Origin of the sequence: Corynebacterium sp. HMSC055G02 (genome assembly GCF_001809065.1) — a bacterium.
In the GTDB taxonomy this organism is placed as follows: domain Bacteria; phylum Actinomycetota; class Actinomycetes; order Mycobacteriales; family Mycobacteriaceae; genus Corynebacterium; species Corynebacterium jeikeium_D.
Genome location: NZ_KV795641.1, coordinates 1 through 24,819 on the forward strand (window position 1 = coordinate 1; position 24,819 = coordinate 24,819).

26 protein-coding genes and 1 tRNA gene are annotated in these 24,819 nt (G+C 59.0%); 16 read left to right on the top strand and 11 right to left on the bottom strand.

Annotation, left to right across the window (positions count from 1 at the left end):
• Positions 1 to 211 precede the first annotated feature (211 nt).
• From HMPREF2547_RS03730 to HMPREF2547_RS03740, 4 genes are all read right to left on the bottom strand, one after another.
• A complete protein-coding gene (locus HMPREF2547_RS03730; RefSeq protein ID WP_005511689.1) occupies positions 212 to 1,027 on the bottom strand; it encodes an MBL fold metallo-hydrolase in 816 nt (271 codons plus the stop codon).
• Between the two features lie 135 nt (positions 1,028 to 1,162).
• Positions 1,163 to 1,639 (bottom strand): RidA family protein, encoded by a 477-nt coding sequence (locus HMPREF2547_RS03735; protein WP_016421922.1) that lies wholly within the window; start codon positions 1,637 to 1,639, stop codon positions 1,163 to 1,165.
• A 136-nt stretch (positions 1,640 to 1,775) separates the two neighbouring features.
• Complete coding sequence (locus tag HMPREF2547_RS10720; RefSeq protein WP_005511670.1) at positions 1,776 to 1,937, bottom strand: Sp36 family protein; 162 nt, start codon at positions 1,935 to 1,937, stop codon at positions 1,776 to 1,778.
• Between the two features lie 71 nt (positions 1,938 to 2,008).
• Positions 2,009 to 2,371: a WhiB family transcriptional regulator gene (locus HMPREF2547_RS03740; protein WP_005511664.1), complete on the bottom strand. Its 363-nt coding sequence runs from the start codon at positions 2,369 to 2,371 to the stop codon at positions 2,009 to 2,011.
• Between the two features lie 370 nt (positions 2,372 to 2,741).
• Between HMPREF2547_RS03740 and HMPREF2547_RS03745 the strand changes: the two genes are divergently transcribed.
• Complete coding sequence (locus HMPREF2547_RS03745; protein ID WP_070604756.1) at positions 2,742 to 5,150, top strand: transglycosylase domain-containing protein; 2,409 nt, start codon at positions 2,742 to 2,744, stop codon at positions 5,148 to 5,150.
• Positions 5,151 to 5,210: 60 nt separating this feature from the next.
• Here HMPREF2547_RS03745 and HMPREF2547_RS03750 read toward each other — a convergent pair whose 3' ends face one another.
• Positions 5,211 to 5,672: a GatB/YqeY domain-containing protein gene (locus HMPREF2547_RS03750; protein WP_016421920.1), complete on the bottom strand. Its 462-nt coding sequence runs from the start codon at positions 5,670 to 5,672 to the stop codon at positions 5,211 to 5,213.
• A 39-nt stretch (positions 5,673 to 5,711) separates the two neighbouring features.
• Between HMPREF2547_RS03750 and HMPREF2547_RS03755 the strand changes: the two genes are divergently transcribed.
• The 10 genes from HMPREF2547_RS03755 (at position 5,712) to HMPREF2547_RS03800 (ending at position 15,123) form a co-directional block, all read left to right on the top strand.
• Positions 5,712 to 6,647: a metallophosphoesterase gene (locus HMPREF2547_RS03755; RefSeq protein WP_070604758.1), complete on the top strand. Its 936-nt coding sequence runs from the start codon at positions 5,712 to 5,714 to the stop codon at positions 6,645 to 6,647.
• A gap of 171 nt (positions 6,648 to 6,818) precedes the next feature.
• Positions 6,819 to 6,895, top strand: a tRNA-Pro gene (locus HMPREF2547_RS03760).
• Positions 6,896 to 7,659: 764 nt separating this feature from the next.
• Positions 7,660 to 10,566, top strand: a complete 2,907-nt coding sequence (locus HMPREF2547_RS03765) for a DUF4040 family protein (protein WP_070604782.1) — start codon at positions 7,660 to 7,662, stop codon at positions 10,564 to 10,566.
• Positions 10,563 to 11,045, top strand: coding sequence for a sodium:proton antiporter (locus tag HMPREF2547_RS03770; RefSeq protein WP_038627412.1), 483 nt, complete (start codon positions 10,563 to 10,565; stop codon positions 11,043 to 11,045). The genes HMPREF2547_RS03765 and HMPREF2547_RS03770 overlap by 4 nt, the downstream gene beginning before the upstream one ends.
• Before the next feature lie 23 nt (positions 11,046 to 11,068).
• Positions 11,069 to 12,610, top strand: a complete 1,542-nt coding sequence (locus tag HMPREF2547_RS03775) for a monovalent cation/H+ antiporter subunit D family protein (RefSeq protein ID WP_070604780.1) — start codon at positions 11,069 to 11,071, stop codon at positions 12,608 to 12,610.
• On the top strand, positions 12,610 to 13,092 hold the full coding sequence (locus tag HMPREF2547_RS03780; RefSeq protein WP_070604760.1) for a Na+/H+ antiporter subunit E: 483 nt from the start codon (positions 12,610 to 12,612) through the stop codon (positions 13,090 to 13,092). Before HMPREF2547_RS03775 ends, HMPREF2547_RS03780 begins: the two co-directional genes overlap by 1 nt.
• A complete protein-coding gene (locus HMPREF2547_RS03785; protein WP_070604762.1) occupies positions 13,089 to 13,379 on the top strand; it encodes a monovalent cation/H+ antiporter complex subunit F in 291 nt (96 codons plus the stop codon). Before HMPREF2547_RS03780 ends, HMPREF2547_RS03785 begins: the two co-directional genes overlap by 4 nt.
• A 24-nt stretch (positions 13,380 to 13,403) precedes the next feature.
• Positions 13,404 to 13,745, top strand: a complete 342-nt coding sequence (locus HMPREF2547_RS03790; RefSeq protein ID WP_016421914.1) for a monovalent cation/H(+) antiporter subunit G — start codon at positions 13,404 to 13,406, stop codon at positions 13,743 to 13,745.
• Positions 13,746 to 14,333: 588 nt separating this feature from the next.
• Entirely contained in the window at positions 14,334 to 14,636 is a 303-nt protein-coding gene (locus HMPREF2547_RS03795) for a hypothetical protein (protein WP_070604764.1), read from the top strand.
• A 139-nt stretch (positions 14,637 to 14,775) separates the two neighbouring features.
• Positions 14,776 to 15,123 carry a hypothetical protein gene (locus HMPREF2547_RS03800; protein ID WP_070604766.1) on the top strand — a complete coding sequence of 116 codons (348 nt, stop codon included), beginning with the start codon at positions 14,776 to 14,778 and terminating at the stop codon, positions 15,121 to 15,123.
• Positions 15,124 to 15,347: 224 nt separating this feature from the next.
• Here HMPREF2547_RS03800 and HMPREF2547_RS03805 read toward each other — a convergent pair whose 3' ends face one another.
• Entirely contained in the window at positions 15,348 to 16,877 is a 1,530-nt protein-coding gene (locus HMPREF2547_RS03805) for a catalase (RefSeq protein WP_070604768.1), read from the bottom strand.
• Between the two features lie 360 nt (positions 16,878 to 17,237).
• On the opposite strand from HMPREF2547_RS03805, the gene HMPREF2547_RS03810 reads away from it, so the two are divergent.
• The 4 genes from HMPREF2547_RS03810 to HMPREF2547_RS03825 all read left to right on the top strand — a co-directional run bounded on the left by HMPREF2547_RS03810 (position 17,238) and on the right by HMPREF2547_RS03825 (position 21,190).
• Positions 17,238 to 18,335: an efflux RND transporter periplasmic adaptor subunit gene (locus tag HMPREF2547_RS03810; protein ID WP_070604770.1), complete on the top strand. Its 1,098-nt coding sequence runs from the start codon at positions 17,238 to 17,240 to the stop codon at positions 18,333 to 18,335.
• A gap of 9 nt (positions 18,336 to 18,344) precedes the next feature.
• Positions 18,345 to 19,082, top strand: a complete 738-nt coding sequence (locus HMPREF2547_RS03815; RefSeq protein ID WP_005511665.1) for an ABC transporter ATP-binding protein — start codon at positions 18,345 to 18,347, stop codon at positions 19,080 to 19,082.
• Positions 19,069 to 20,502 carry an ABC transporter permease gene (locus HMPREF2547_RS03820; protein ID WP_070604771.1) on the top strand — a complete coding sequence of 478 codons (1,434 nt, stop codon included), beginning with the start codon at positions 19,069 to 19,071 and terminating at the stop codon, positions 20,500 to 20,502. The genes HMPREF2547_RS03815 and HMPREF2547_RS03820 overlap by 14 nt, the downstream gene beginning before the upstream one ends.
• Before the next feature lie 109 nt (positions 20,503 to 20,611).
• Positions 20,612 to 21,190 (top strand): RNA polymerase sigma factor, encoded by a 579-nt coding sequence (locus HMPREF2547_RS03825; protein ID WP_070546310.1) that lies wholly within the window; start codon positions 20,612 to 20,614, stop codon positions 21,188 to 21,190.
• A 59-nt stretch (positions 21,191 to 21,249) separates the two neighbouring features.
• Here HMPREF2547_RS03825 and HMPREF2547_RS03830 read toward each other — a convergent pair whose 3' ends face one another.
• The 5 genes from HMPREF2547_RS03830 to HMPREF2547_RS03850 all read right to left on the bottom strand — a co-directional run bounded on the left by HMPREF2547_RS03830 (position 21,250) and on the right by HMPREF2547_RS03850 (position 24,115).
• On the bottom strand, positions 21,250 to 21,801 hold the full coding sequence (locus tag HMPREF2547_RS03830; RefSeq protein WP_049192917.1) for a hypothetical protein: 552 nt from the start codon (positions 21,799 to 21,801) through the stop codon (positions 21,250 to 21,252).
• On the bottom strand, positions 21,798 to 22,253 hold the full coding sequence (locus tag HMPREF2547_RS03835; RefSeq protein ID WP_070604772.1) for a hypothetical protein: 456 nt from the start codon (positions 22,251 to 22,253) through the stop codon (positions 21,798 to 21,800). The genes HMPREF2547_RS03830 and HMPREF2547_RS03835 overlap by 4 nt, the downstream gene beginning before the upstream one ends.
• Positions 22,240 to 23,328 carry an Asp23/Gls24 family envelope stress response protein gene (locus HMPREF2547_RS03840; protein ID WP_016421904.1) on the bottom strand — a complete coding sequence of 363 codons (1,089 nt, stop codon included), beginning with the start codon at positions 23,326 to 23,328 and terminating at the stop codon, positions 22,240 to 22,242. The genes HMPREF2547_RS03835 and HMPREF2547_RS03840 overlap by 14 nt, the downstream gene beginning before the upstream one ends.
• Positions 23,325 to 23,522 carry a hypothetical protein gene (locus HMPREF2547_RS03845; protein ID WP_016421903.1) on the bottom strand — a complete coding sequence of 66 codons (198 nt, stop codon included), beginning with the start codon at positions 23,520 to 23,522 and terminating at the stop codon, positions 23,325 to 23,327. Before HMPREF2547_RS03845 ends, HMPREF2547_RS03840 begins: the two co-directional genes overlap by 4 nt.
• Positions 23,523 to 23,587: 65 nt before the next feature.
• Positions 23,588 to 24,115 carry an Asp23/Gls24 family envelope stress response protein gene (locus HMPREF2547_RS03850; protein WP_016421902.1) on the bottom strand — a complete coding sequence of 176 codons (528 nt, stop codon included), beginning with the start codon at positions 24,113 to 24,115 and terminating at the stop codon, positions 23,588 to 23,590.
• 324 nt (positions 24,116 to 24,439) lie between these two features.
• Between HMPREF2547_RS03850 and HMPREF2547_RS11050 the strand changes: the two genes are divergently transcribed.
• On the top strand, positions 24,440 to 24,574 hold the full coding sequence (locus tag HMPREF2547_RS11050) for a hypothetical protein (RefSeq protein ID WP_255348479.1): 135 nt from the start codon (positions 24,440 to 24,442) through the stop codon (positions 24,572 to 24,574).
• The last annotated feature ends 245 nt before the right edge of the window (positions 24,575 to 24,819 follow it).

The window sequence follows — 24,819 nt, forward strand, 5'->3', positions numbered from 1 at the left end:
ATGGAATCCTCCAAGATTCCGTCCGCATCCCCTTTTGTCACTTAACCCACAAAAAGCGCGCAACCCGCAAAACTGCAGGTCACACGCTCTTTTCATGCGGTGAGTCAAGCTCAGCTTCACTCAAGCTCGGCTTCAGCCAAGCCTCAATTAAGCTCAGCCCAGACCAGCCCAGCAACTGGCCAAAACCCAAGCCGAAGCCGAAGCCCAGCAACTACTCCCCGTGATCGCGCAGGTAGCGCAGGGTCACACGCGTCGACTGCTCAGCAGCATGACGCAGCACCGGATCGACATCGGTGTAAATCTCATCCACAATCTGGTCGACCGTAGCTTCGTCGCCCAGCTTGGCAACGGCATCCTTCACCTGCTGAAGGCGCAGCTTACGACGCTCAATGTACTTCTGCGTCATTACAGTGATGTCCGGCAGGTCAGCGCCATGACCAGGCAGCAGACGAACACCCTTGCCGCGCGAATCCAGCATTTTCAGGGTTTCCATGTACTTACCCAGGTCGCCGTCGGTCTCCGAAATCATAGTGGTGTGGCGGCCAGCGATCGTGTCACCGGTAACGATGCCTTCAACATCGTCCTCGCCATCACCAGTGTGGATGAAGAAGCAGACGGAATCAGCGGTATGACCAGGGGTTGCCACGACCTCAATCTGCGGAGTCACTCCGTCGAGGACGATACGTTCGCCGTCGACAAGCGGATCCTGACCTCCCGCGCAGTACTGAGACTCCAGCTCACGAATCGGCGCGCCGGTGAGCTGGCGGAAACGTGCGGCGCCATCAGCATGGTCGCCATGACGGTGCGTCAGCAGAATCAACGCAACGTCGCCGGCATAACGCTGCAGGACGTTCAGGTGTCCCTCGTCCTCCGGGCCCGGATCGATGACAATGCTGCGGCTATCCCCCTCAGCCTTAATAACGTAGGAGTTCGTACCCTCCAGCGAAGAGTAGCTGGGGTTCGGGCACAGAACGACGCCCACAGACTGAGAAATCTGACGCAGTTGGCTATACGCAGGATGCTCCATGTCCTCTATCCTACGTGGTTGCGCAATCCGGGGAGCGCGCCACGTCGTCCAATTCGGCTCATTTGGGTGTAAGCACGCTTTACGACGACCCGGAGAACGCAGCATCCCCGCTGCTCACGGCAGTAAACACAGCAGCTACTGGGCTACTTCAACGATGATCTCGACTTCCACGGGAGCGTCCAGCGGAAGCTGATTCACACCCACTGCTGAACGAGCGTGCTGGCCGCGTTCACCGAAGACCTCGCCGAAGAGTTCCGAGGCTCCATTGATAACGCCCGGCTGACCAGTGAATCCGGCGGCGGAATTGACGAAGCCGACGACCTTCACGATGCGGGCGACATTGTCTAGGCCAACCTCAGCATCGACTGCGGCCAAAGCGTTAAGAGCGCAGGTGCGGGCGGCCTCCTTGGCCTCCTCAGCAGTGACTTCTGCGCCGACGTGGCCGACGTGGGTGAGCTCGCCGTTAACGAATGGGAGCTGACCGGAGGTGAAAACAAGGTTGCCCGTGCGCGTTGCGGGTACGTAGGCCGCAACTGGCGCGGCAACTGCAGGCAGGGTAAGCCCCAGGCCCTCGAGGGCCTGGGAAGGAGTGCGAGATTCAGAGTTGCTCATTTAAGTTAAGCCTTTCCACGGCGACTGGGGGCCGGGCGAATAAAGCCGGCCAAAGAAAGATGGCAGCCAACCGTGAGTCAGCTGCCAATCGAAAGCACAACCGCCGTTGTTAGTTAGGTGCTAGACACCGAGGTAATTAGTCAGCCTTCGGGCGCTTGAAGTAACCGACGTGGTTTTCGCCGGTCGGGCCGGGGAGAACAGTGACGAGTTCCCAGCCGTCCTCACCAAAGTTGTCCAGGATGGCCTTGGTGTTGTGAATGAGCAGCGGTGCGGTGAAGTATTCCCATTTAGTAGTCATGGAAGCTACTTTATCTGTCCCCCAGCCTCGCGCGCTGGGGGTTTAGTTTTACTTCGATTTAAGTTCGGTTTTTACTTAGCCAGCTTTGCCTTGCGCTGAGCTGCGTACTGCTCAGCGTAGAAGTCGGCCCACGAAGTAATTTCCGGGTGCTCGCGCAGCATTGCGCGGCGCTGACGCTCGGTCAGGCCACCCCAGACGCCGAACTCGACGCGGTTATCCAGAGCGTCGGCACGGCACTGCAGAACCACTGGGCAATGGCGGCAGATAACTGCGGCTTCGCGCTGTGCGGCGCCGCGAACGAACAACTTATCCGGGTCAATATCGCGGCACTTAGCGCGCGGGACCCACTCCTGACGATCGCGGAAGCTCTCTACACCGAGCTCGTAGTCTGGAGTAGTAGCAGTGCGGTTGCGATCGGGAATCGTGGCGGTCATTGTAGCCTCCTCGTGCCTGCGATTTTCGTTATTTCGAAATAGTTTCAACTAAATAGTGCTGAAATTTTGTTGTAAGTCTATTCACACCACCCAAATAATGTCGATTGGGTCACACTGGGAGGGTGGACGTGGCGCAGCTCTAAATACAACAATGCAGGTGGGGCAACTTTTTCCAACAAAAGCACGGGGGTGATTTGTGTCACTATGAAAATCTTTTTCCAGAAACCACCCCACGATGACTTGCCCGGTATTGTAAGGGCGCTCGTAGCGATCCTCCTCCGCTCGCCAGGCGTTTTTCTGGGCTCGCCGGGCATGCCTCTAGGCGGATTTTCGAAAACTCACTTCGGCTCAATCCGCCCTACCTTGTAGTGTGATTGCTGTGAATAAAGGTTCGACGCTGTTCAAGCTCTCCGTTGCCACTGTGTTGGCTGCGTTGATTGTGGCCAGCGCCCTCTTTCCTCTTGTGGGCGGCTCGGCCTACCTCGTCGCGCGCACGGCTGATGAATTCGCGTCGGCGTCGCGGTCGGTGATTTCTAAGGACGCACCGGGGGTCACCACTATTACGGATCGTAATGATCAGCCAATTGCGTGGCTCTATGATCAGCGGCGGTTTAATGTGCCGTCGGAACGCATCTCGCCAGCTATGAAGGATGCGCTGGTCAGCGTGGAGGATAGGCGCTTTTATGAGCACTCTGGTGTGGACTGGAAGGGCACTGCTCGTGCGGCGGTAAAGAACTTCATGTCTCAGTCGGTGCAGGAAGGTGCCTCCACAATCGAGCAGCAGTTGATTAAGAACCACACGCTGCTGGTGGACGCAGAGTCGGAGTCGGAGCGCCGCGCTGCTACTGCCACGGATTATGGTCGCAAGATCCGCGAGATTCGCATCGCGTTGGACCTGGAAGATGAGCTGACGAAAGACGAGATTCTGACTAAGTACCTGAACTTGGTCCCCTTCGGCAATGGCGCTTTCGGTGTGGAAGCTGCAGCTCAGACATACTTCGGCATTCCCGCGTCGGATCTGAATGTCCCGCAGGCCGCTCTGCTCGCGGGCATGGTTCAGCAGTCCTCCGGGCTCGATCCGTATACGAATCCGGAAGGTGCGCATGCACGGCGTAACGACGTGCTTGCGGCTATGGAATCCACGGGGGCAATCGGCCCGCAGGAGGCTCAGGACGCCAAGGCAGCTGATCTCGGCATCCTCCCGGAGCCTCAGCGCCTGCCGCAGGGCTGTATCGCGGCGGGCGATCGCGGTTTCTTCTGTGACTATGTGGTCTCCTACTTGGAGAACCACGGTATTGAGACCGAGAAGCTCAAGCGCGGTGGCTTCCATGTGAAGACCACACTGGACCCGCGTGTGCAGGACAGCGTGCAGGAGTCTCTGCGTCAGCAGGCCTCACCGACTGCGGATGGCGCAGCCGAGGTTATGAGTTTGCTTGAGCCTGGGGATGACTCCAGGAAGTTGCTCGCGATGGCGTCGTCACGCGTATACGGCCTCGATGCGGAACAAATGCAGACCGTGCAGCCGCAGCCATTTACGCCGGTGGGCAATGGCGCGGGCTCGATTTTTAAGATTTTCGCGGCGACGTCGGCGGTGGAAAAGGGGCTGGGTATTGACACCAACTTCCCGGTGCCGCGTCGTTATGAGGCCTCCGGGCTGGGCACCGGTGGCGCAGAGGGCTGCCCGCCGGGCCTGTACTGCGTGGAGAACGTAGGTAGTTTCCCGCCGTCGATGTCGCTGCGTGAGACGCTCGCACGGTCGCCGAATACTCCTTTTATTCAGATTTCGGAGCTGGTCGGCGTCGATGGCGTGATGGACATGGCGGTACGCCTGGGCATGCGCTCATACACGGAGCCGGGCAGTTTTGATGGTGAGTCCTCGGTGGCGGACTATGTCTCGGAGCATAAGCTCGGCTCATTCGTGCTGGGTCCGACGGCGGTGAATAACCTTGAGCTGTCCAATGTCGCTGCCACCCTGGCCAGCAATGGCCGCTGGTGCGAACCCTCTCCGATTGAGTCGATCACGGATTCCAAGGGCAATGCGGTCAAGCTGAATGTGCCACCGTGCGAGCAGGCAGTGGAGCCGGGGGTCGCGCACGCAATTGCTAATGCGCTCAGCAATGACGCCACCGATGGCACCGCGAAGGATGCCGCGAAAGAGCTGAATTGGGACGGCCCAGTCGCGGCTAAGACCGGTACCACCGAGTCGAACCAGTCCGCGGCATTCCTGGGCTTCACCGGTGGTCTGGCCGGATCGGTGTACGCCTACAACGACACCCCGACTGTCACGGAGCTGTGCACGTCACCGCTGCGGCAGTGCCCGAGCGGCAACCTCTTTGGTGGTCGTGAGCCCGCGCGCACATGGTTCGGCGCAGTCGGCCCAATTATCGAGGACTACGGCGGAAAGAACCTCCCCCCATTGGATTCGGACTACGGCCTGGGCACCTCTATCACCCAAATGCCGAATGTGGTGGGCATGCAGAAGGCCGAGGCTCGGGAGACCCTTAAGAAGGCTGGCTACAAGGTAGAGGAACGCACAGTGTCCCGCACGGGTGAGTCGCGCGGAATAGTGGTCGGGCTGGATCAGCCGCCACTACTTCTTAAGGGTGGCACCGTCACCATTCGCGTAGCCGATGGCACCCGTCGTCCGACCCCGCCACCAGCGCCGTCGCCGCGACCGGAGTCGACGACGCCCCGGCCGGATCCGCTACCGCAGTTCCCTCGCCCGAACACTCCACCGGCGCCGAGCTTGCGGGATCTGATTCCGCTGCTGCCGTTCTAGTTCACCCTAGAAGGCAGCTCCAACGCTTATCGCCGAAAAAGGAAACGGCGAAAGGTCGCGCTAGCCCTGCAGGGCAGCCTTAACGGCCTCGGAAAGCCGCTTGCCATCGACCTGGCCAGCGGCCTTTTCCTTAGCCACCTTCATAACCTGGCCCATGATCTTCATGCTCGGCGCGTCATCGCCAGCAACCTCGGCCACAGATTCCGCGACGAGGTTCTTCACGGCGTCGTCGTCAAGCTGTTCCGGCTGGTAGCGGGCGAAAACCTCTGCTTCGGCGAGTTCGGCGTCGGCAAGTTCCTGACGGCCGTTCTGGGCGTACATCTCAGCGGACTCGCGACGCTTCTTGACCTCCCGCTCAATCACACGCAGCACCTCGTCATCGGTGAGCTCGTGCTTGGAGCCGGAAACCTCCTCGGTCTGGATGGCGGCCTTCAGCATGCGCAGCGCCGCAACGGTTTCCTTGTCGCGGGCCTTCATCGCGGCGGTCATATCGGAGACAATTGTGTTCTTCAGTTCACTCATACGCCCTAGATTACCGCTGTAGTTGATAGTGTCTCTGTCATGACATCGCGCGCTTTTTCCAACCGAATTCTGCGGTCTGCCGCAGCTATCGCCACGCTTGGCTTGACGACGTTCATCTACGCGAACCAAATCGAATTGCGCGCATTTAAACTCCACCGTGTGCAAGTTCCCGTGCTGGCACCCGGCACGCTCGCCCGGGCGGGAAAGCGCGAGGGTGAGCCTTTCCGGATTCTGCATGTCTCCGACTTCCACATGCTCCCCGACCAGAAGCTGAAGCAGAAGTGGGTTGCCAGCCTCGATGCTCTGAACCCTGACCTGATGATTAATACCGGCGACAACCTGGGCAGCGACAAGGCCGTTCCCAGTGTCCTCGCAGCGCTCGGCCCCCTACTGAACCGTCCGGGCGCCTTCGTGTTCGGTACGAATGACTACTTCGCGCCACGGCCTGTCAATCCGCTGAAGTACCTGACAGGCAAGAAGCGCAAGCCCTCACGCGTCGAACTGCCGTGGCGCGGCATGCGCGCTGCGTTTATCGAGCACGGCTGGCAGGATGCCACCCATGCCCGGCTGGAGTTTGTGGCGGGTGGCGTGAAGGTGGCGCTGTCCGGTGTGGATGACCCTCATCACGAGTTGGAGGATTATTCGCAGATCGCCGGTGCCCCGAACGCGGATGCCGACATCGCTATCGGCCTGTCGCACTCGCCGGAGCCCCACGTGTTGGATGCTTTTGCGGAAGATGGCTACGACCTGGTGCTTTCTGGTCATACCCACGGTGGCCAGGTGTGCCTGCCCGGCGGGAAGGCCATTGTGACCAACTGCGGTATCGACCGCTCGCGGGCCTCGGGGTTGTCGCGCTGGACCGAGAAGACATGGCTGCATGTCTCCAATGGCCTTGGCACTTCCCCTTACGCTCCGGTGCGCTTGTTCTGCCGCCCATCCGCGACCTTGATTGAGGTTGTGGAGCGGGATTCGTAGTTCGTAGTCCGTCGGGGTGCAGTTCGTAGTTTGTAAGGGCGCGGCGGAGACCGCGGCTTGTTCCCACAGCCCGTTAAGCAGGCGTTTTGCATTCTGACTCAGCGTCGGGCTAAAGTAAGTCCTCGCAAGCACAGCACTGAGACGTATGTTCCCAGTTCGTGTCTGCGGCCTCGGGGTATGGCGCAGCTTGGTAGCGCGCTTCGTTCGGGACGAAGAGGCCGTGGGTTCAAATCCCGCTACCCCGACCATTTAGAAACCCTCTCTCACCTGGAGTTATCCGGGCGAGGGAGGGTTTCGTCGTTGGCTGCTGAACCCTACTTTTTGCCGCGGTTCAGGGTTGATAGCCAAAGAGTGCGTCCAGTTCTCAAGGTAGCGACTAGTCAGGCCCCAACTGCGGCAGCACCACAGCCCGGAGTTACGTGGCAAAACTGTCAACCCGAAAACTCCGGGGCTGCAAATGTGAAACTGTGTGAGTTTATGACACTTTCAAGCCATTTTTCGGGCCATTTTTGTCATAAACCTAGTCAGTAACTCGGATCAATCCAACGTCACCAGACATAAACGCAGTCAGTAACTCCCACCGACGCCCCGTTCATCACTCGTTCCTATGTATTTTCACTACTGGATCCACAGAGCCTTTCCCCGCTCCCCCAAATGCCCCTTTCACCCCGCGTGGAGCAATTTCGTGGCTGTTAGTCTGTAGAAGTACGAACCTTTTTAACAGCAATGTGAAAGTAGCCCCCAAGTGACGCACCTGGCAACAGCTCTGGCATCAGCCAGCTCCTTTACAGCCAGTCCGCCGTCGGCGACCGCACCACCAGACCAGACATTGGCTTCTGAGTTTGCGTCCGGCGGCGTATCGGCAACATTGAATTCTTTAGATTCCGTTCTTTCTGCCCCGGCAACGATTACCGCCCAAGCAAGCAGCTCCGCAGAGCACGCAACAACGCTCGCAGCTCAAGCAGCTCAAGCAGTCCAAGCCACCCAAGCAGCCCAAACCTCCGCCGACAGCCTGACCCTCCTTTCGGTCCCGCTGTTGGTCGCGGTTGCCCTGGCGCTGACCCCGCTGTTTGTGAAGCTTCTTGGTCGTCACGCAGGCTGGCCCATCGTCGCGTTTTTTCTCGCGTCGGTGGTCCAGCTTTCGCGTGTAACGGGCGATATTCTCGACGGCACCACCTTCACCTGGTCCCGTGTCTGGTCCCCGGAGCTGAACGCGGCGTTTGCGCTGAAGCTCGATCCGCTCTCCATGGTGTTCAGTTTCTTGGCGCTGTTGGTGGGCTCGATAGTCTTCATCTACTCCACCGCGTATCTGCCGCCTAAGAAATCCGCGATGAGCTTCTACGTTCTAATGACGGCGTTCATGCTGGCGGTTTTGCTCCTCGTGCTTGCCGACGACATCATGCTCCTCTTCATTGGGTGGGAGCTGGTCTCGATGGCATCGTTCCTGCTCATTGCAAGGTCGGGCTCGTCGGGCGAGTTGGGCTCGTTGCGCACACTACTGCTGACCTTCACCGGTGGCCTGCTGCTTCTAGCCGCTCTCGGCGGTGCTGTGTGGCTGACCGGTTCCACGAATCTCACCGAGGTTTTGGCTTCGCCTGAGTGGGAGGCCAACCCGACAGCGCGCAGCCTCATTGCCGCGCTGGTGGCCCTGGGCGCTTTCACGAAGGCAGCTCAGTTCCCCTTCCACGCCTGGCTTCCAGAGGCCATGGCGGCGGCAACTCCCGTCTCGGCTTTCTTGCACGCTGCGGCCGTCGTCAAGGCAGGCGTTTACCTGCTGATGCGTTTTTCCACGGTCTTCGCGGACGTGCGCGTGTGGCAGTTGCTGCTGATCGTCATGGGTATGTGGACGGCTGTTGCCACGGCCTACTTTGCGCTGCAGCAGACTGACCTGAAGAAGCTGATTGCGTACTCGACGGTCTCGCAGTTGGGTTGGATTGTCGCCACGATTGGTGTGGGCACGAAGTTCGCCATTATGGCTGCGGTTGTGCACACCATTGCGCACGCGATGTTTAAGTCTTCGCTGTTCATGATGGCTGGTGTGGTTGATCATCAGGCGGGCACGCGCGACATTCGTCGCTTGGGTCCGCTGTGGAAGCAGATGCCGTGGAGCTTTGGCTCGATGATTTTCGGTGCGGCATCGATGGCGGCAATTCCGCCGTTCTTCGGCTTCATGTCGAAGGAGGGCATGCTCACCGCATTCGAGGGCGCACCTTTGACCAACACCGGTGTCGTCATCCTGCTGACAGTGGCGGCAATTGGTGCGATTGGTACTTTCGCGTACTCGGCACGCTTGGTGTTCGGTGCGTTCGTGGATGGTCCGCGCAACGTTGACCACATCAATGAGGCCCCGATTTCGCTGTGGCTTCCGGCCGCCATCCCTGGCGTGCTGAGCCTGCCTGCAGCCTTTGCTGCCGGCGCTATTTTGAACCGTCCGTTGGACCGCGTGGCGGATACGGTCGGTCAGCTTCCGGCTGGCACGACTCAGGAATCGCACTTGAGCCTGTGGCACGGCGTAAACGTGCCGCTGATTATCTCCGTGATTGTGCTGGCTGTCGGCGTGGGCTTCATCTTCACTCGCGCCCGCATAGGCGCCGTCATGGCAGACCGCAAGCTCTTCCCGTTCACCGGCGTGGAGGCAATCAATGCGTCGTTGAGCGTCTCGCAGCGTGTGGGGCGCGCGATGGGCAAGGTGGCGCGTTCGCATCAGCCATCGCGTCACCTGTTGCCGCTGCTTGGTTTGCTCGCGGTGTACGCCCTGGTTATTGCAATCGCTCCGGGTGTCGGGGGCGCTCCGGTGCTGCCGAAGATCGACGGCATCAATCACCTGACCGATCTGATTCCGCTGGTTGTTGTCGTGATTGGCGTGTGGGCCACGCTTCGGGCGAAGAACCGTTTGCAGGCGGCTGTGCTGCTCGGCGTCACCGGTGTTGGTGTCACGCTGCAGATTCTCCTGCTGGGCGCACCGGATGTGGCATTGACGCAGTTCATGGTGGAAATCCTGACTGTCGTGCTGATGATGCTGGTGCTGCGCTTCCAGCCGCGTGCGTTCTCTGAGACCTCGAAGAACCGCCGTGCCTCGGCGGCGGTTGTGGCAGTTGCCGTGGGCTTGGCTACGTTCGGCGCGGTGTGGTTCCTCACTGGCCGTCGTCAGATGCCTGAGGTCGCGCAGTGGTACATCGATAACACTGAGAAGGTCACGGGCGAGACCAACATTGTCAACGTGATCCTGGTTGAGTTCCGTGCTTTCGATACCATGGGTGAGCTGGCGGTTCTCGGTATGGCGGGTGTCGCGATGGCGGCGGTTGTCACGTCTATGCCTCGCTTCCCGCACCTGCTCGATCAGCCTTCCCCGCTTGCGGAGCCCGCTCTGAACTCCATCATGATGCGTTGGCTGGTCCGCTGGTTGGCTCCGCTTCTGTTCGCCCTGTCCGCTGTGGTTCTCTACCGCGGCGGTACCGCTCCGGGTGGCGGCTTCAACGCGGCGCTGATTGGTGCCGCTGCCGTCATGCTGATTTACCTGTCCAAGGAACGCGACGAGCTGGTCTTCGGCAAGAAGACCCCAGTGGCGCTCAGCGCTGCGGGTGTCATCACGGCAATCGTCACGGGCTTCATCGGTTTCGCCAAGGGGTCGTTCTTGGCACCGCTGTACGGCGAGTTCCTGGGCCAGCACCTCACCACGGCATTGCTTTTCGACGTCGGCGTGTACCTGGCCGTCATCGGCATTGTGGCAACCGCGCTGAATCTCCTGGGCGGCCCGAACCGTCCTGGTATGACTGGGTCGGACGATGTGCTGCAGGATCTCTACTCAGACCGCTCGAGCTTGCGGGTGCCGCCGGAGATGGGCGTGTTCGCCTCAGAAACGGAGAGCACCTCCGCCCCCGCCCCAGCTCATGCCACCGTTGAGGAGGCCAAGAAGTGATTATCGCCATCATGGCTGCCGTCCTCGCAGGCGGTGGCACGTATCTGGTGCTACAGCGCGGCATGCTACGCACCATTATCGGTATGACTCTGATTTCGCATGCCGCCAACCTGATTATTTTGTCCACGGGCGTCGGTGCCTGGCGCGGCGAGCCGCTGCTGGGCAACGAAGCCACTGCGGGCGCTGGCGCTGCCGAGCAGATGGCTGACCCGTTGCCGCAGGCATTCGTGCTGACGGCCATCGTGATCACCATGGCTGTGACCGCCTTCATGCTGGCACTGGCTGGTTTGGGCCGCGATGACGACACTCGTATCCATGAGGACCGCGAGGCTATGCGGCAGCTGTCGACGGCTGGTCGTCGTGCGGGTAAGAATGTTCCGGCGGACTCGGACTCCACGGTCACCGGTACCCCAGGGGTCTCTTCGGCTCCGAACAAGTTCCCGCGCGAGACTCCTTTCGGCGGTGACGAGAAATGGTAGAAGCCTCTGCAATGACCTCTGCAATGTCTCCTTCAACTCTGTCTTCACTACTGCCACTGTTTGCGGCACTGCCGCTGATTTTGTCGGCAGTCACAGCCATCCTGCCGAAGCTGTGGATGCGAGCGACGATGGGCATCGCCGTTCCGGCCCTATCGTCGCTGGCTGCGTTTTGGGTGATGTTCTACGTCACTGAAAACGGCCCGGTCGGCCATGGTGTGGGTGCGTTCCCCGGTGGTATCTCGATTCCTTTCTTGGCGGACACGTTCTCCATGCTGATGCTGGGCGTGGCCGCAGCTGTGGTCGCCATCGGTAACTGGTTCGCCCACGTCGCGGGCGAAAACACTTCGCGGTTCTTCCCCTCCCTGACGCTGATGATGTTGTCCGGTATGTCGGGTGCTTTCCTGACTGCCGATTTGTTCAACTTCTTCGTGTTCATGGAGGTCATGCTGCTGCCGTCCTATGGCCTGATCGCGGTCACCGGTACCTGGCACCGCCTGGCTGCTGGTCGTAACTTCGTGCTGGTCAACCTCTTGACCTCCACGGTGCTGCTGATTGGCGTCGCGCTGATCTACGGCTCGGCGGGCAATGTGAACATCGCAATGCTGGCCGACATGGCCAGCGAGGGCGGCCCTGGCGGCACGGGTGTGGTCGCGCTGGGCATTGTCATCATCGCACTATGTGTGAAGGCTGGTTTGGTTCCGGCGCACACTTGGTTGCCGAGGACGTACCCGTCGACAAGCCCTGCGGTGATGGCGCTGTTCTCTGCGGTGCATACGAAGGTTGCTGTGTACATGCTGTTCCGCATCTACGTCGTGATTGTGGGCATGAACCCCTCCTGGCACTGGCCGATCATTATCATCATGGCAATCTCGATGCTGGTCGGCGCGTTTGCTGGCCTCGCTGAGAACACCATGCGTGAAGTGCTCGCCTACCAGATGGTCACGGGTATGCCGTTCATTCTGATTGTGCTGGCGTTCACGGATGCTAACGACGGCCAGGGCGCCAAGGCGGCACTGGCTGCGGGTATTTTCTACGCAATCCACCACATGGTGACTGTCGGTGCCCTCATTCTGGGCTCCGGTGCGGTGGAAGAGACCTACGGTACGGGTACGCTGTCCAGGCTTTCGGGGCTTGCTCGCCGCGACCAAGCAGTCGCTTGGGTGATGGCGGCGATGAGCTTCTCCATTGTTGGTTTCCCACCATTTTCCGGTGTGTGGGGCAAGGTGGGCATTGTCTTCGCCTCTGCTGCTACTGGCGATTCCCGTTCGATTGTTGCAATCACCGCAATCATCGTGGCCTCGCTGGGCTCGCTGCTGGCCATGATTCGGCTGTGGCGCGCGGTCTTCTGGGGCCGCCCCATGCAGGGCGTGGACGATTCCGTTCGCGTTCCGGGCGCGCTGGTTGCGCCGTCCGCCATGCTGGCAATTGTTTCTGTGGCGATGTTCGTCGCGGTCGGTGCCGTCACTTGGGCAACTACCGGTGCGGCTGATGCGCTGCTGAATATTGATGGCTACCGCGAGGCGACTCTCGGCGGAGTTGAAAACGCCATCGGAGGTATTTACTGATGAAGTTTCTGCATGTTATCCGCTATTCCCTCTGGCTGGTCTGGCAGGTTGTTGTGGCTGCGACGGACGTGGTGCTCGATACTCTGCGCCCGAACCAGAAGCAGCAGCCGGTGCTCATTGGACTGCCGCTGCGTGTGAAGTCTGACCTTGAGGTCACTCTCTTTGCCGAGTCCATCACCATGACCCCGGGCACGCTGGTCTGTGGTGCCCGTGAGACCGATGCGGGGCGGTTGTTCATCATCCACGCAATCTTCGGTGCCGACCTGGACTCACTGTACGACTCCCTCTACGACATGGAGGAGCACCTCGTTCCCAGCCTCCGCGATGTCCCCCGCCCGAAGGCGTTCGTCTTCGAGGAATACAACGCAGACCAGTTCATTGACCCGGATGCCGTCGTCGGCGTTGCCGCTGAGGTCGACCATGGTCTGCCGCTGCCGGATGGCATTGCTTCCAAAGGCGAAGACAAAGGAGCACGCTCATGAATGACGCATTGATTGATCCCACCGCAGTACAGGTAATCAGCGGCATTGGCATTGCTCTGTGTTCAGTCGCGCTGCTTGTGGGCGTGGTGCTGATCTTCCGGGTCAAGGGCAATGTCTCACGCGCAGTGCTTTCCGACACCGCCTTCTACCCCATGGTGGGAGTGTTCCTCACAACTGCCATGCTGCGAACTACGGCCATTACTTTCGATATTGCAATGCTAGCGGGCTTGCTTGGCATTTTGTCGACCGTGGGCCTGGCCCGAGTTATTTCCCGTGGCCGCCGCTAAGACCGATTAAGGACGAATCGCAATATGAGTATCGCTTCAATCCTTGTAACTATCTTGTTTGCCGTGCTGGTCATTGGCGGATCTTTGTACCTGCTTCTGGCGGGTGTGGCCATGTGGCGCTCTAAAGATGCATTGAGCCGGTTAAACCAGCTTTCCGCCGGAATCATGGTGGGCATCCCCGCGCTGGTGATTGCCAACTTGGTCCTAGAGGCCGACCAGGGCGATCTGACGTGGGGCAAAACCCTCACGGCCATTCTGGCCATTGTCGCTGTTCTGGTCGTCGCTACCGTCGCCTCCGAAGTACTTGGACGCGCGGTCCTGGGTGCCCGTGACGGCTCCGCTGAGGACTACGTCCCGGAGCGGTAGCTAGCGGCGCGGAAAACGTCCTGAACACACCGTTAGCGGCCAGTTTCACAGCGACCCCTCAGCGCGCTCCGACACCCCCTTTAGGCCACCCGGCCTACCCAAAAGGGGGTATATTTCCCCACACTTTTAGCCTCCCACAATGTGATGTACATCTCATAGACTATGACCCGCTCGTTAACTCCGTTTATGCCCCTAAATTGAGTGGCAGTTTTTGCCATTTACTAAAGTTTGGCTACCTTTACTTAGGGAACCCTTAATCATCATTTTTGATGAATTTGCCGTTTGCCTGCACCTTTGTGACACCAAGAACAAAACAATCAATGCAATTCCGGTAAATTTTAAGAAAACAACACTCTTGTCATCCGATATTCAGGCAGATACCGGAGTCGTCACAGACACCACCAAACCGCCCTCTTTCCAATATTTTTAGGCGAATTTGAGCGAGATTCAAGGGACACAACCGACCAGAAGCGGGCCGAAGCACTTATTTTTTCATTGCAGCCCCTTGCCCCATCGGTTAACTTAATTTCTGTGAGTCAGCCAAGAGCGACTCAAAATCTTTACCCCCGAGAACCTAAGGATTTTCTCATGTCCTGCTCCGCAGAAGATATCGCAACCATCCTCGAAGCCCTTCCGGCCGTCACCGTTGAGAGCCCGCTGCCGGCTTTCGAGCAGCTGGCTGGCAACGACGTCAACTTCGCTAACGTCGGTGGCGACCTGAACCTGCCGTTCGGTAACGACTTCCTGGACATCTCCGTCACCGACGACCACTCCACCCACGACTCCCACGACGTCGAGGTTTCCGACTTCCTGAACCCGGAGACCACCGTCGACAAGTCCAAGGACTTCGACTTCCTGAACCCGAGCATCACTGGCGTTGGCGCCGAATAAGCTCCCGGGCTTCATGGCAGGACAATAGCTCCGCCAATCCTTGACACAATAAACCGCCAGTCTCAAAAAAGACTGCGGTTTATTGTTCAGTTAAAACCGATATTTTTCATTTCGTTACTGTCTAAAAGGAACACCAAAAATGGACGTCACTCCTATCGTTGAGGTTCTGGAAGCAATGCCTTCCGGCCCGACCGTCAACGTCACCTTCGAGATTAACCCGACCATCGATGGTGATCTGACCCTCCTGGAAACCGGTGACTGGAACGCTCCGTTCGGCCGCGACTTCATGGACATCAACATCACGAACGATCAGTCCACCACGCATGACAACTCCACCCATGTCTCCGGCGTTGAGGCTGATAGTGTCTCCGACGCTGCCGAACAGGGTCGAGAGGTGTCCGAGTCCGCCGAAGAGGCTGACGAGGCTGCAGCTGCTCCGAAGTCGATTTTCAACGGCTCCCCGAGCATGCCGGGCATCGGTGCCTAAAACAGCTCACACTTAGGGTTGTTCCTTAGCCGCCCAAACCGGGCCGGCGTGCAGGCAACCACAAAGCCGTGGCTGTCATGCACAGACAGAAGTTTTAAATAAAGCGTTAGCCCTGCAGATGGTCAAACCATCTGCAGGGCTAACGCTTTTCTATTTACTTTGACCTACCGCGTGACTGTGCAGCTCTACTCTGCGGTTTTACTGCACAGCCCTACGCGGTTGCTTTACTTCGTTGCCTTGAAGCGCTTTTCCACCTCGGCACCGAGCCAAGAATCAACGTTGGTCCAGTACTGGTAGACACGCTGCTCCACCTCTGGGGAAACACCCTGCATGGCACCGACGATGTTGTCCGCCAAGCGATCACGCTCGGCATCGTCCATCACGTTGCGAACAAGGTCGCCCGGCTGCGAGAAGTCATCATCCTCAGGGTGCTGCACGTAGGCGCCAGCGTAGAACTCTTCGCCCACGCTCTCCCACTGACCAAAGGCACCAGCATCGACCTGGCCGGCGTGACCAGAGCGCACTGGGCAACCAGCAGCTTTAGCTGCAGCCGCGGTATCGGCCTCCGGACCGCGAGCAGTGGCGTTGGAGCCGTGAACCGGCAACTTCGGATCCGAGTAGTAGTACGTGGCCGCACCATCCTGCGAGAAGGAATTCACTGGGCAGCGAGACTGGTTCACCGGCAGCTGATCGCTGTTGACGCCAAGGCGGTAGCGGTGCGCATCAGCGTAGGAGAACACACGTGCCAGCAGCATCTTGTCCGGCGAGAAGCCGACACCCGGGACCGTATTCGACGGTGCGAAAGCGGCCTGCTCAACCTCAGCAAAGAAGTTGCCCGGATTGCGGTTCAGGGTGAAGTGGCCGACCGGAATCAGCGGGTAGTCCTTCTGGGACCAGGTCTTGGTTAGGTCGAACGGGTTCACCTTGTAGCTGGCGGCCTCGTCGTAAGGCATGATCTGCACCTTGACGTCCCAGGTTGGGTAGTCGCCGCGCCCAATCGCCTCGAAGAGATCCTGGCGAGCGTGGTCGGCGTTTTCACCAACTAGCTCGGCGGCTTCATCATCCGTCAGGAACTCCCAGCCCTGGCGAGTCTTAAAGTGGTACTTAACCCAAAAACGCTCGCCTTCAGCGTTAATCCACTGATAGGTGTGGGAACCGAAGCCATCCATATGACGGAAGTCCTTCGGAATACCGCGGTCACCCATCAAGTAAGTGACCTGGTGAGCGGACTCCGGAGAGGCAGTCCAGAAATCCCACTGCATATTGGCGTCGCGCAAACCTGTGTCCGGCAGGCGCTTCTGAGAGTGGATGAAGTCCGGGAACTTAATGCCATCGCGGATGAAGAACACTGGCGTGTTGTTGCCCACGATATCGAGGTTGCCCTCTTCGGTGTAGAACTTCAGTGCAAAGCCGCGCACGTCACGCCAGCCATCCGGGGAGCCCTGCTCACCTGCGACAGTAGAGAATCGCGCCAGCATCGGCGTGACCGTGTTCGGCTGGAATACTGCAGCCTTGGTGTACTTGGAGACATCCTCGGTGATGGTCAGTTCACCGAAAGCACCTGCACCCTTAGCGTGAACAACGCGCTCCGGAATGCGCTCGCGGTTGAAGTGCGCGAGCTTTTCCAGCAGGTGGATGTCGTGGAGGTTAATACCTCCCTGCGGGCCATTGGTTAGCGAGTGCTGCTCTGTAGGAACCGGCGCACCGTTGAGGCGAGTGGTCGGACCATTGGAACCTTCATAGAGATTGGACATGGGGATTTCCTCCTAAAGACAGGGGCTAGATGGCAGTCACAACATGCCCTGACGTTTTCCACCCTACACGAAGTTTCATATTTTTCCTATTAGTCACTGGAGATTGATATGTGGACTTAATTATTAGTCCGATTAGGTTCGCCGTATCAGCCGCAAACACTCGCCCCAAAAAAGGCAGATTTTCCTCCACAAAAACCACACGCAATGACCGTCGAAAAGCACTTACTGCGCTTTCAAGCAATACCTATCAGCAGTGAATAAAAGGTATAGCCAGCACTACCACTGTCCGCAGGCGTTGAGGGTAGGATTTCTCGCGTACCACGCTGTCAATTTGGATTCTGATCGGATACTTCTGCAGACATGAAAAAACAAGGGAGGGGCGCAAAAGCGCTCACAATCTTCAAGTACACGCTGGCGTTGCTGGCGACCATTGCGCTTCTCAAGATCGCATTCTTCCCCGCTAACGACGAGGACTTTGCGCAAGCAACCGGTGATTTCTCCCAACCCACCACGGAGCTATCCCCTCAGCGGATCAATAACACGCAGAAGCTGTCTGCCACCATCGTCCCGGACGAGCCCACCGTGATCCGCGCCAACGCTTCCGGTGAAATCACTGACGCCTATGTCAACAGCGGCGGCAACGCCGTAGAGGGGCAAAACCTGCTTCAGGTGAAGAAGACCTCGGTATCTGAGACTGCCAGCACCTCCGGCGGCGCGGATTCCGATGAAGAAAACGCCGCAGCCGCCGCACCCGAAACTACCGTGACTTGGGGAAACATCACCGCTAAGGCTTCTGGCACTGTGCAGTGGGATATCGTCATCGGCCAGACGGTTGAGATCGGCCAGGAGATTGGCACGATTTCGCCGAACAGCTTCCACGCCGTAGCACCTATTAAGCCGAGCCAGCTGTACACGCTGGGAGACTCGATTAACAATGGCCGCCTCGCCATCAACGATGGCCCGGCACCGTTTTTGTGTGATTCGGTGAAGACTGTCACTGGAAGTAGCGCGGGCTCGCAGAACACTGGCGCCGGAGATGGTGCTGGCATGGGCGCCGCCGCTGCTGGAAATTCCTCGGGCGGCCCACAGCTGCGCTGTGACATTCCCGCAGATCAGACCGTCTACGAAGGTGTTCCTGCCACGCTGATTCTTGGCAGCGGCACCACCTCGGAGGTCCCGGCACTGCCGGTGACCGCGGTGGAGGGACGCTTCCGCGAAGGTGTCGTCTACGCTCCGGCTAAGGATGGCGGCAAGCCCACCAAAATCAAGGTTGAGCTCGGCGCCAACGATGGCACTTTCATTGAGATCAAGCGCGGCCTGAAGGAAGGCCAGCAGGTTTTGGAGTACGTGCCGTCCTACAAGGATGAGTCCGCCGGCGACGGCACTGGCACCGGCGCTGGTGATGGCAGTGACACTGGCTTCGATGAGTCCGGCGATGACGCTGGCTCTGAAAAGTAGGCCCGCGCCATGCTTAGTTTGACCGCAGTCACTCGAACAGTGACGCTGCCCAACGGCGAGGAGCTGCCTATTTTGAAAGGCATCGACCTCGAAGTGCCACGTGGTGAGCACCTCAGCATTGTCGGCCAGTCCGGTTCGGGTAAGTCAACGCTGCTGAACATCATTGGCATGCTCGATTTGCCGGATTCTGGCACGTACACGTTCAACGGCACCGATATTTCCACCTTGTCAGACAGGAAACGCGCTGCGCTCCGGGGCGATAATTTGGGATTCGTCTTCCAGCAGTTCAACCTCTTCCCTTCCCGCACCACGCTGGAAAACGTTGAGGTTCCGCTGATGTACGACCGGGGCGAGAAGTTCTGGAATCGCACCGAGCTCGCCGCCGCGATGCTGGAGCGCGTCGGTCTGGGCGATCGTCTAGAGGCCACGCCCTCGCAGCTTTCCGGTGGTGAACAGCAGCGTGTGGCGATTGCCCGTGCGCTCGTGCGCCAACCGCAGCTCATTCTTGCCGATGAGCCCACTGGTGCGCTCGATGTCGACACCGGCAAGATCGTCATGGATCTGCTCGAAGAAGTCGCCACGGAAAACAATGCTGCGCTGATTGTGATTACGCACGATTTAGAGGTCGCCGAGCGCGGCGATCGGGCACTTGAGCTTCGCGACGGTCAGTTGCACGCCGACTCCGTCCTGCTATCTGCCGCCAACGCTATGCACGGCTTCGAGGAGGTTGCTGATGACGACGAATAAAGAAACAGAATCGAAGTCACGGCCTTCCTTCCTCTATGCAGCAACGCCTTATCTCGGCGCTCTGCTGGAAGCGTGGCATGAGCTGCGCATTAACCGTGGCCGCATCATGCTGTCGCTGGTCAGTGTGGCCGCCGCAGTGTGGGCGATGACCACAGTCATTGCGCTTGGCAATATTCTCACCAGTTCCCAGGATGCGGTAACCGCACAGAGCACGGGCATCGCCGGCACGGTCACGTTGACTGCCGGAGCGGGTAGTTCCGGTTCTGAGGATGGCGGCGACTTCGGCGACGGCGGCTTCAGCAGTGACAGCAGCGCCGGCACGATGGCCGATAGCTTCGGCGACTTCGGCGGTGGAGGCATCGGCGGAAACGGACCGGACGATTTGAGCGTCATCAATCCGGACGGGTCCATCAACGACGCTTTTTCCACTGCCACGCATCGCCTGGTAGAGACCACCCATGCCAACTTGTGGTCGCGTGTTCGCATGCAGCCAGCCACACCTGAGCACAATATGGATGACTGCGCACCGGATGATTACGAGTGTTTTTCGCCAGGCACCCCCGAGCTGATCGCCGCTGACCCGGGCTGGTTCGATATCTACGCCCGCACCATCGTGCAGGGACGTCGCCTTGAAGATGCCGATGGCCAGCGCTTGATGAACCCCGTGGTGGTCAACGACCAGTTCTACGAGAGCCTGGGAAACCCAGCGCTAGCCGACCACCCAACCTTCACCTTGAAGGAAACCGGCAACACCACTTTCACCGTGGTGGGAGTGTATAAGTCCCTCGGATCGTGGGACGCCCCGAGCATTGTCACGCACTACGATTCCTTCCTCAATGCCGGCTACGAGGGTCCGGTGGGTGAGCCGCAACTTCTCGTCGCAACGCCTGAGGAGTCCGCGAAGGAGAACCAGAAGGCGCTGCACAACATTTTCCAGGCGGAGCTCGGCCCCAGCTGGAAGGTGAATACCTCCCTGTCGGAGAAGGACACGGAGATTTCCCAGGAGATGAATAACACCATCACTACGGCGCTGGGCATTATCGGTGGCATCGTGATCGCGCTTGGCGCGTTGGGCCTGGTCACGGTCTCGATTGTCACCATCGGCCACCGTGTCCGTGAGATTGGTATTCGTCGCGCAATGGGCGCGTCGGCAGGCCGGATTTTTATCTCTGTGTTCTTGGAGTCGATTGTCGCCACGACGGTGGCGGGCGTGGTTGGCGTGATTGCCTCGATCATCACGGTCAAGCAGCTGCCGCTGGATAAGATGCTGGCGTTGCCGCTGGAGACGGGCGCCGTGGCCTACCCCGTCACGGCCGCTGTAATCGGCGTGTTGGTCGCGACGTTCGTGGGCGCGCTGGCGGGTATTATCCCGGCCACCATCGCAGTCCGCGTCAAGCCCATCGACGCCATCCGCTTCTAACACTTCAGCCCCCTAGTTCGCCTGGCTGCGTTGCTGCCTGCTTTTTGCAGGTGAGGCCACGTGCAGCCAGGCGAATTATCTTTAGGTTTTAAGTTGCTAAGCTATTGCCATGACTCCCGCACGCCTCGTCTCTAATGACGAATACATCACGCAGCTGGCGCTGAAAGCCGGTCGCGGTGATCAGGCTGCGCTGACGGAGTTTGTGCGGCTGACGCAGAAGGACGTGTGGCGTCTGCTCGCACATCTGGGTGGCGTTGATGCTGCGGATGATTTAACGCAGGAGACGTATCTGCGTGTCATGGGGGCGCTTCCCCGCTTTGCGGCGCGTTCTTCTGCCCGCACTTGGCTGTTGTCGCTGGCCCGGCGCGTGTGGGTGGATTCGGTCCGTCATGATTCGGCGCGTCCGAAGAAGTCTGCGGTGGAAGTGGAAAATGCTGCCGAGCAGTTTACGACCGGCGAGTCGTGGTCAGAGCTCGCTGACGCTCGCGTGCTGCTGGAGCAGCTGCCGGAGGAACGCCGCGAGGCACTCATTCTGACGCAGGTGCTGGGTTACTCCTACGCGGAGGCCGCGGAAATCGCAGGTTGTCGTGTGGGCACTATTCGCTCCCGTGTCGCCCGTGCGCGCCGCGATTTGGTTGCTGCGCTTGACGACGGCGACAGTGCCATCGGCGACTCTGCAGCTGTTTAGCCCCCGCTCCGGCCAGGGGACGTAGCCAGCCGTTGTAGGTTGTGGCCTCTCGAAGCTGACTAACGGTCCAGTTCGATTTTGTAGGTCGAGGCGATATCCGCATGGCCGAGGGCATCACGCATTTCACGCTCCGCGTTTTTCAGGGCAGCTACAACGGCGGGGAGGCTCGCCTGCGGTGGCATTGCCACAGTCACTTCCAAGGTGGGTATTCCATTATCCCGGTAGACCCGTGAATCCGCCTGGTTGATGTGGGCGTTGCGCTCTAGATCGGTGCACACCGCATCGGCAACATCGGCGACCGGCAGCGAAATCTCTCCTAACTTTTCCTGTGATTCCGATGCGGCGACCGTGCTGAACCGGTGCGATCGCAGATTAGCGACCACCAGGCTGCAGCCGACCACCGCTAGAATCGCTGTGATTACACCGAGGACGGGAACATACCAGCTTTGCTCAGGTAGTTTTCCCCAGGATTCCATCCGCCCGGTGTCATGAAGCCACTGTGCAGGAGCGACATCGAGGTAGCTAGCAATCGCCCATGTTGCTACCAGTAGTAACAGCGCTGAGAAGAGGAACAACACAATTCGGTCGAATACGCTTACTGATGTTTTCACTTGTCATCACCTTCGTATCCGCCGTGAGTTCCGGAAGCAAGTGCCGTGCCATTCTGGATTTCTTGGTAGTCAGACTTATGCATCCACACTGGCAGGTTGCCATCGTCATCGACGCGTACATACCGGCGCGGGGCGGGAAGAAACACCGCGATGAGCTGTACCAGCCCATAGATTGCAGCGAGGATTCCGACGAGGAGCAACACCCATGACGCGGCTGAGCCCTGTGGGTTGCTGAACCAGTCGAATACCGGTTGTAACCATGAGGTGTCACCTGAGCTATTGGCGCTAATGATTGCTTCTCTACCTGCGACAATGGCCGCTGCAATCATCAACAGACCGGCGAAAACTCCCAGCCCGCGGACCTTTGGTGATTGACGCGGGTCACGTCCCTGGCGAGTTTCGACTGACTCGTCCGAGACCACCGCGGCCGATGACCTCTCAGTCGGCGTCATAGGGTGTCACCTCAATCTTTTTCAGTGGGCGCGGCTCTGGCGTGCTTACCACCACGGTACGTGGTTGTGGCACGGATACCGGGCGCAGCTGCTCCTGTCGTGGTGCGCGAACCTGTTTCAACCGGGTTGGACGCGGCACTTTAACCGGCCGTAGTAGTGCTGGTCGTGGCGTCTTAACGTTAATTGTGCGTGGCGACGGCACTCGTACCGGACGCAGCTTTGGTTGCCGGGGGACACTCACCTGCACCAAGGACTTCGGCTTTGGTGCTGCGACTTTTCGCAGCTGTATTGGCCGTGGAGTTGGTGTGCGACGCACCTGTACCGGCTTCGGCGCCGAGGTGCGAGTCACTGGTAACGGCGGTGGCGCAACAACGCGACGGGCCGGTTGCGGCTTTGGTGCCTTAATAGCCACAGCTGGTTGCGGCTTCGGCTGCATGACAAAGCGCATCGGTTGTGGAGCAGGTGCTGGGACACTGCGTACTCGTTCTGGACGCGGCGGAGTAACGCTGCGTACCAGCTGCGGTGTCACCGGCTGAATGCTACGCACTGACTGTGGCTGCGGTACTGAAATACTGCGCACTGGCTGCGGCGTCGGCACGGCGATAGACCGCACTTCTGGGACCCGCCGCACCTGCGGTGCGGTTACTACCTGCTGGTTCACCCGGACAGGTGTCAACTGCGGGTGATCTGAAAAGTACGCTAAGTCCTGTCGGGTGACACGCACGTGCCCGGGTTCGACGCTGTCGATGTCAACATCGACGGTGACATTTTCAAGACCGGCCATATCAGCGAGCCAGGCGGCGACGCTTGAACGAATGCGCACCGCAATTTCCGCTGTCGGCGCCGGCCATGATGCAACGGCGCGAACTGCGACTCGAACTGCACTAACGGCATTGGTCGTGGCAGAACTAGGGGCAATCGCACTATCGATAGAGACAATTGGATAGTCGCGCCCTAGCACACGGGATTGGTCGAGGGTGCCGGGAACCGCGCGCACGGCCATCTCTACGATGCGGCGGATTGCCTTTTCGCTTACGACGGTGGTGCCACGCGTTGCTGGAACGTGGATAGTCACCGTCGGCGGCCTCCTCGGTTGAACTTACGGTTGAGTTCGGGCGCATCGATTTTGCCATCGAGTACCGCACCGGCTGCACCGGCCAGAACTCCGAAGGCAATAACCGCAAGAAAACCCGTGAAACCACCAATCATTGCGGCGAAGCACAGGACAACGGCAATCGTCGCGAAGGTCTTTGTGTAATTATCGAACATGAAATTCCCCTTTATACGGGCCTAACTACCCATCCTGCCCTGCTCCGACGCGCAATAGTTGTCAACTACTGGACGCGTGGCTGTTCCTTGGGCTCGTTAGCAGCCGCGATGGCCTTGCGCTGCTCTTCGCGCTGCTTAGCGGCCTCTTCTTCGCGCTCCTGCGGGGTCTGGTAGTCGGTGTGAACATCGGAAACATCGACATTGACTTCAGTGACCTCGAGGCCGGTCATACGCTCAACGGAGCTAATGACGTTCTGACGGATAGCCTCAGCCAGTTCATGGATGGCAACGCCGTACTCGGCAATGATGGTGACGTCGACTGCAGCCTGGCGCTCGCCGACCTCAACAGCAATTCCCTGGGATACGTTGGCGCTGCCGCCGGAAACAAACTCACGGACGGAGCCAGCGAAGCGATCCATGCCGCCGCCAAGGTCATAGACACCGGAGACCTCGCGGGTAGCGATACCGGCAATCTTGGAGACGACGCTGTCGTCGATAGAAGTGTGGCCGTGGCCGGTTCCCTTATTCGCGGAGTCCGAGCCAGCCTGAGTTGCCGGGGTGTTCTTAGCAGTGTTCTTTGCATTGTCAGCCATGATGTGCCGTTCCTGTTCTCAGTGTTGTAGACGAAATGTCTGGACAATGCCGATGCTATAGCCGCCACAGGCAATCTGCAGTGCGGCTAGGAATACATGACTGCGAGAGAGCCCCTCCAGCAGGGATTTCGTTATGAAAGGCTCTTAGAAAACTGGATTACAGACTTGATGTACCCTTCTTCCCCGGCATCACGGAGAGCTCTGTAATTTCTAGATTATCCCTGCTTGACGGCAGGATATGACCTCTCATTTCCCGTTCTGGCATCACGAACGAACCCCACGTGCCAGCCGTTTGCTAACAAATTCGACAACTTTGTATAACGAGTGGCAACTTACAGCGAGATTCCACGTTTCAGCGGTGTGTTAATGCCGACCACGATCGGAACTCGTGCGCACCGCGATTTGGTTGCCGCGCTTGACGACGGCGACAGCGCCAGCGGCGACTCGGCTGCTGTTTAGCCCCGCCCCCCCCCCGATGGGCGTTGGCCTTTCTTCTACCCCATTTTTAGAACGCTATCGCGCATGATTGACCACTTGAGCGTAGGTTCTGTCTTAACTGATAGGTTTATATATTTCCTTATATTCGCGATACGAAACAGGTATATGAACTGCCCGACACGCATACGTTCCATCTTTCTCGACGAGATTAGCTTTGTTTTTACGCATCTTTGGGATGATTGGACGCTCACCATGCGCGTTCGTAT

What these genes read in the sequence shown, in the direction of transcription:
- HMPREF2547_RS03730 (WP_005511689.1), bottom strand. Translation starts at nt 1,027, where the DNA reads ATGGAGCATCCTGCGTATAGCCAACTGCGTCAGATTTCTCAGTCTGTG.
- HMPREF2547_RS03735 (WP_016421922.1), bottom strand. Translation starts at nt 1,639, where the DNA reads ATGAGCAACTCTGAATCTCGCACTCCTTCCCAGGCCCTCGAGGGCCTG.
- HMPREF2547_RS03850 (WP_016421902.1), bottom strand. Translation starts at nt 24,115, where the DNA reads ATGGCTGACAATGCAAAGAACACTGCTAAGAACACCCCGGCAACTCAG.
- HMPREF2547_RS03835 (WP_070604772.1), bottom strand. Translation starts at nt 22,253, where the DNA reads ATGACGCCGACTGAGAGGTCATCGGCCGCGGTGGTCTCGGACGAGTCA.
- HMPREF2547_RS03790 (WP_016421914.1), top strand. Translation starts at nt 13,404, where the DNA reads ATGAGTATCGCTTCAATCCTTGTAACTATCTTGTTTGCCGTGCTGGTC.
- HMPREF2547_RS03825 (WP_070546310.1), top strand. Translation starts at nt 20,612, where the DNA reads ATGACTCCCGCACGCCTCGTCTCTAATGACGAATACATCACGCAGCTG.
- HMPREF2547_RS03795 (WP_070604764.1), top strand. Translation starts at nt 14,334, where the DNA reads ATGTCCTGCTCCGCAGAAGATATCGCAACCATCCTCGAAGCCCTTCCG.
- HMPREF2547_RS03810 (WP_070604770.1), top strand. Translation starts at nt 17,238, where the DNA reads ATGAAAAAACAAGGGAGGGGCGCAAAAGCGCTCACAATCTTCAAGTAC.
- HMPREF2547_RS03800 (WP_070604766.1), top strand. Translation starts at nt 14,776, where the DNA reads ATGGACGTCACTCCTATCGTTGAGGTTCTGGAAGCAATGCCTTCCGGC.
- HMPREF2547_RS03815 (WP_005511665.1), top strand. Translation starts at nt 18,345, where the DNA reads ATGCTTAGTTTGACCGCAGTCACTCGAACAGTGACGCTGCCCAACGGC.
- HMPREF2547_RS03780 (WP_070604760.1), top strand. Translation starts at nt 12,610, where the DNA reads ATGAAGTTTCTGCATGTTATCCGCTATTCCCTCTGGCTGGTCTGGCAG.
- HMPREF2547_RS03805 (WP_070604768.1), bottom strand. Translation starts at nt 16,877, where the DNA reads ATGTCCAATCTCTATGAAGGTTCCAATGGTCCGACCACTCGCCTCAAC.
- HMPREF2547_RS03755 (WP_070604758.1), top strand. Translation starts at nt 5,712, where the DNA reads ATGACATCGCGCGCTTTTTCCAACCGAATTCTGCGGTCTGCCGCAGCT.
- HMPREF2547_RS03785 (WP_070604762.1), top strand. Translation starts at nt 13,089, where the DNA reads ATGAATGACGCATTGATTGATCCCACCGCAGTACAGGTAATCAGCGGC.
- HMPREF2547_RS03845 (WP_016421903.1), bottom strand. Translation starts at nt 23,522, where the DNA reads ATGTTCGATAATTACACAAAGACCTTCGCGACGATTGCCGTTGTCCTG.
- HMPREF2547_RS03820 (WP_070604771.1), top strand. Translation starts at nt 19,069, where the DNA reads ATGACGACGAATAAAGAAACAGAATCGAAGTCACGGCCTTCCTTCCTC.
- HMPREF2547_RS03750 (WP_016421920.1), bottom strand. Translation starts at nt 5,672, where the DNA reads ATGAGTGAACTGAAGAACACAATTGTCTCCGATATGACCGCCGCGATG.
- HMPREF2547_RS03740 (WP_005511664.1), bottom strand. Translation starts at nt 2,371, where the DNA reads ATGACCGCCACGATTCCCGATCGCAACCGCACTGCTACTACTCCAGAC.
- HMPREF2547_RS10720 (WP_005511670.1), bottom strand. Translation starts at nt 1,937, where the DNA reads ATGACTACTAAATGGGAATACTTCACCGCACCGCTGCTCATTCACAAC.
- HMPREF2547_RS03775 (WP_070604780.1), top strand. Translation starts at nt 11,069, where the DNA reads ATGTCTCCTTCAACTCTGTCTTCACTACTGCCACTGTTTGCGGCACTG.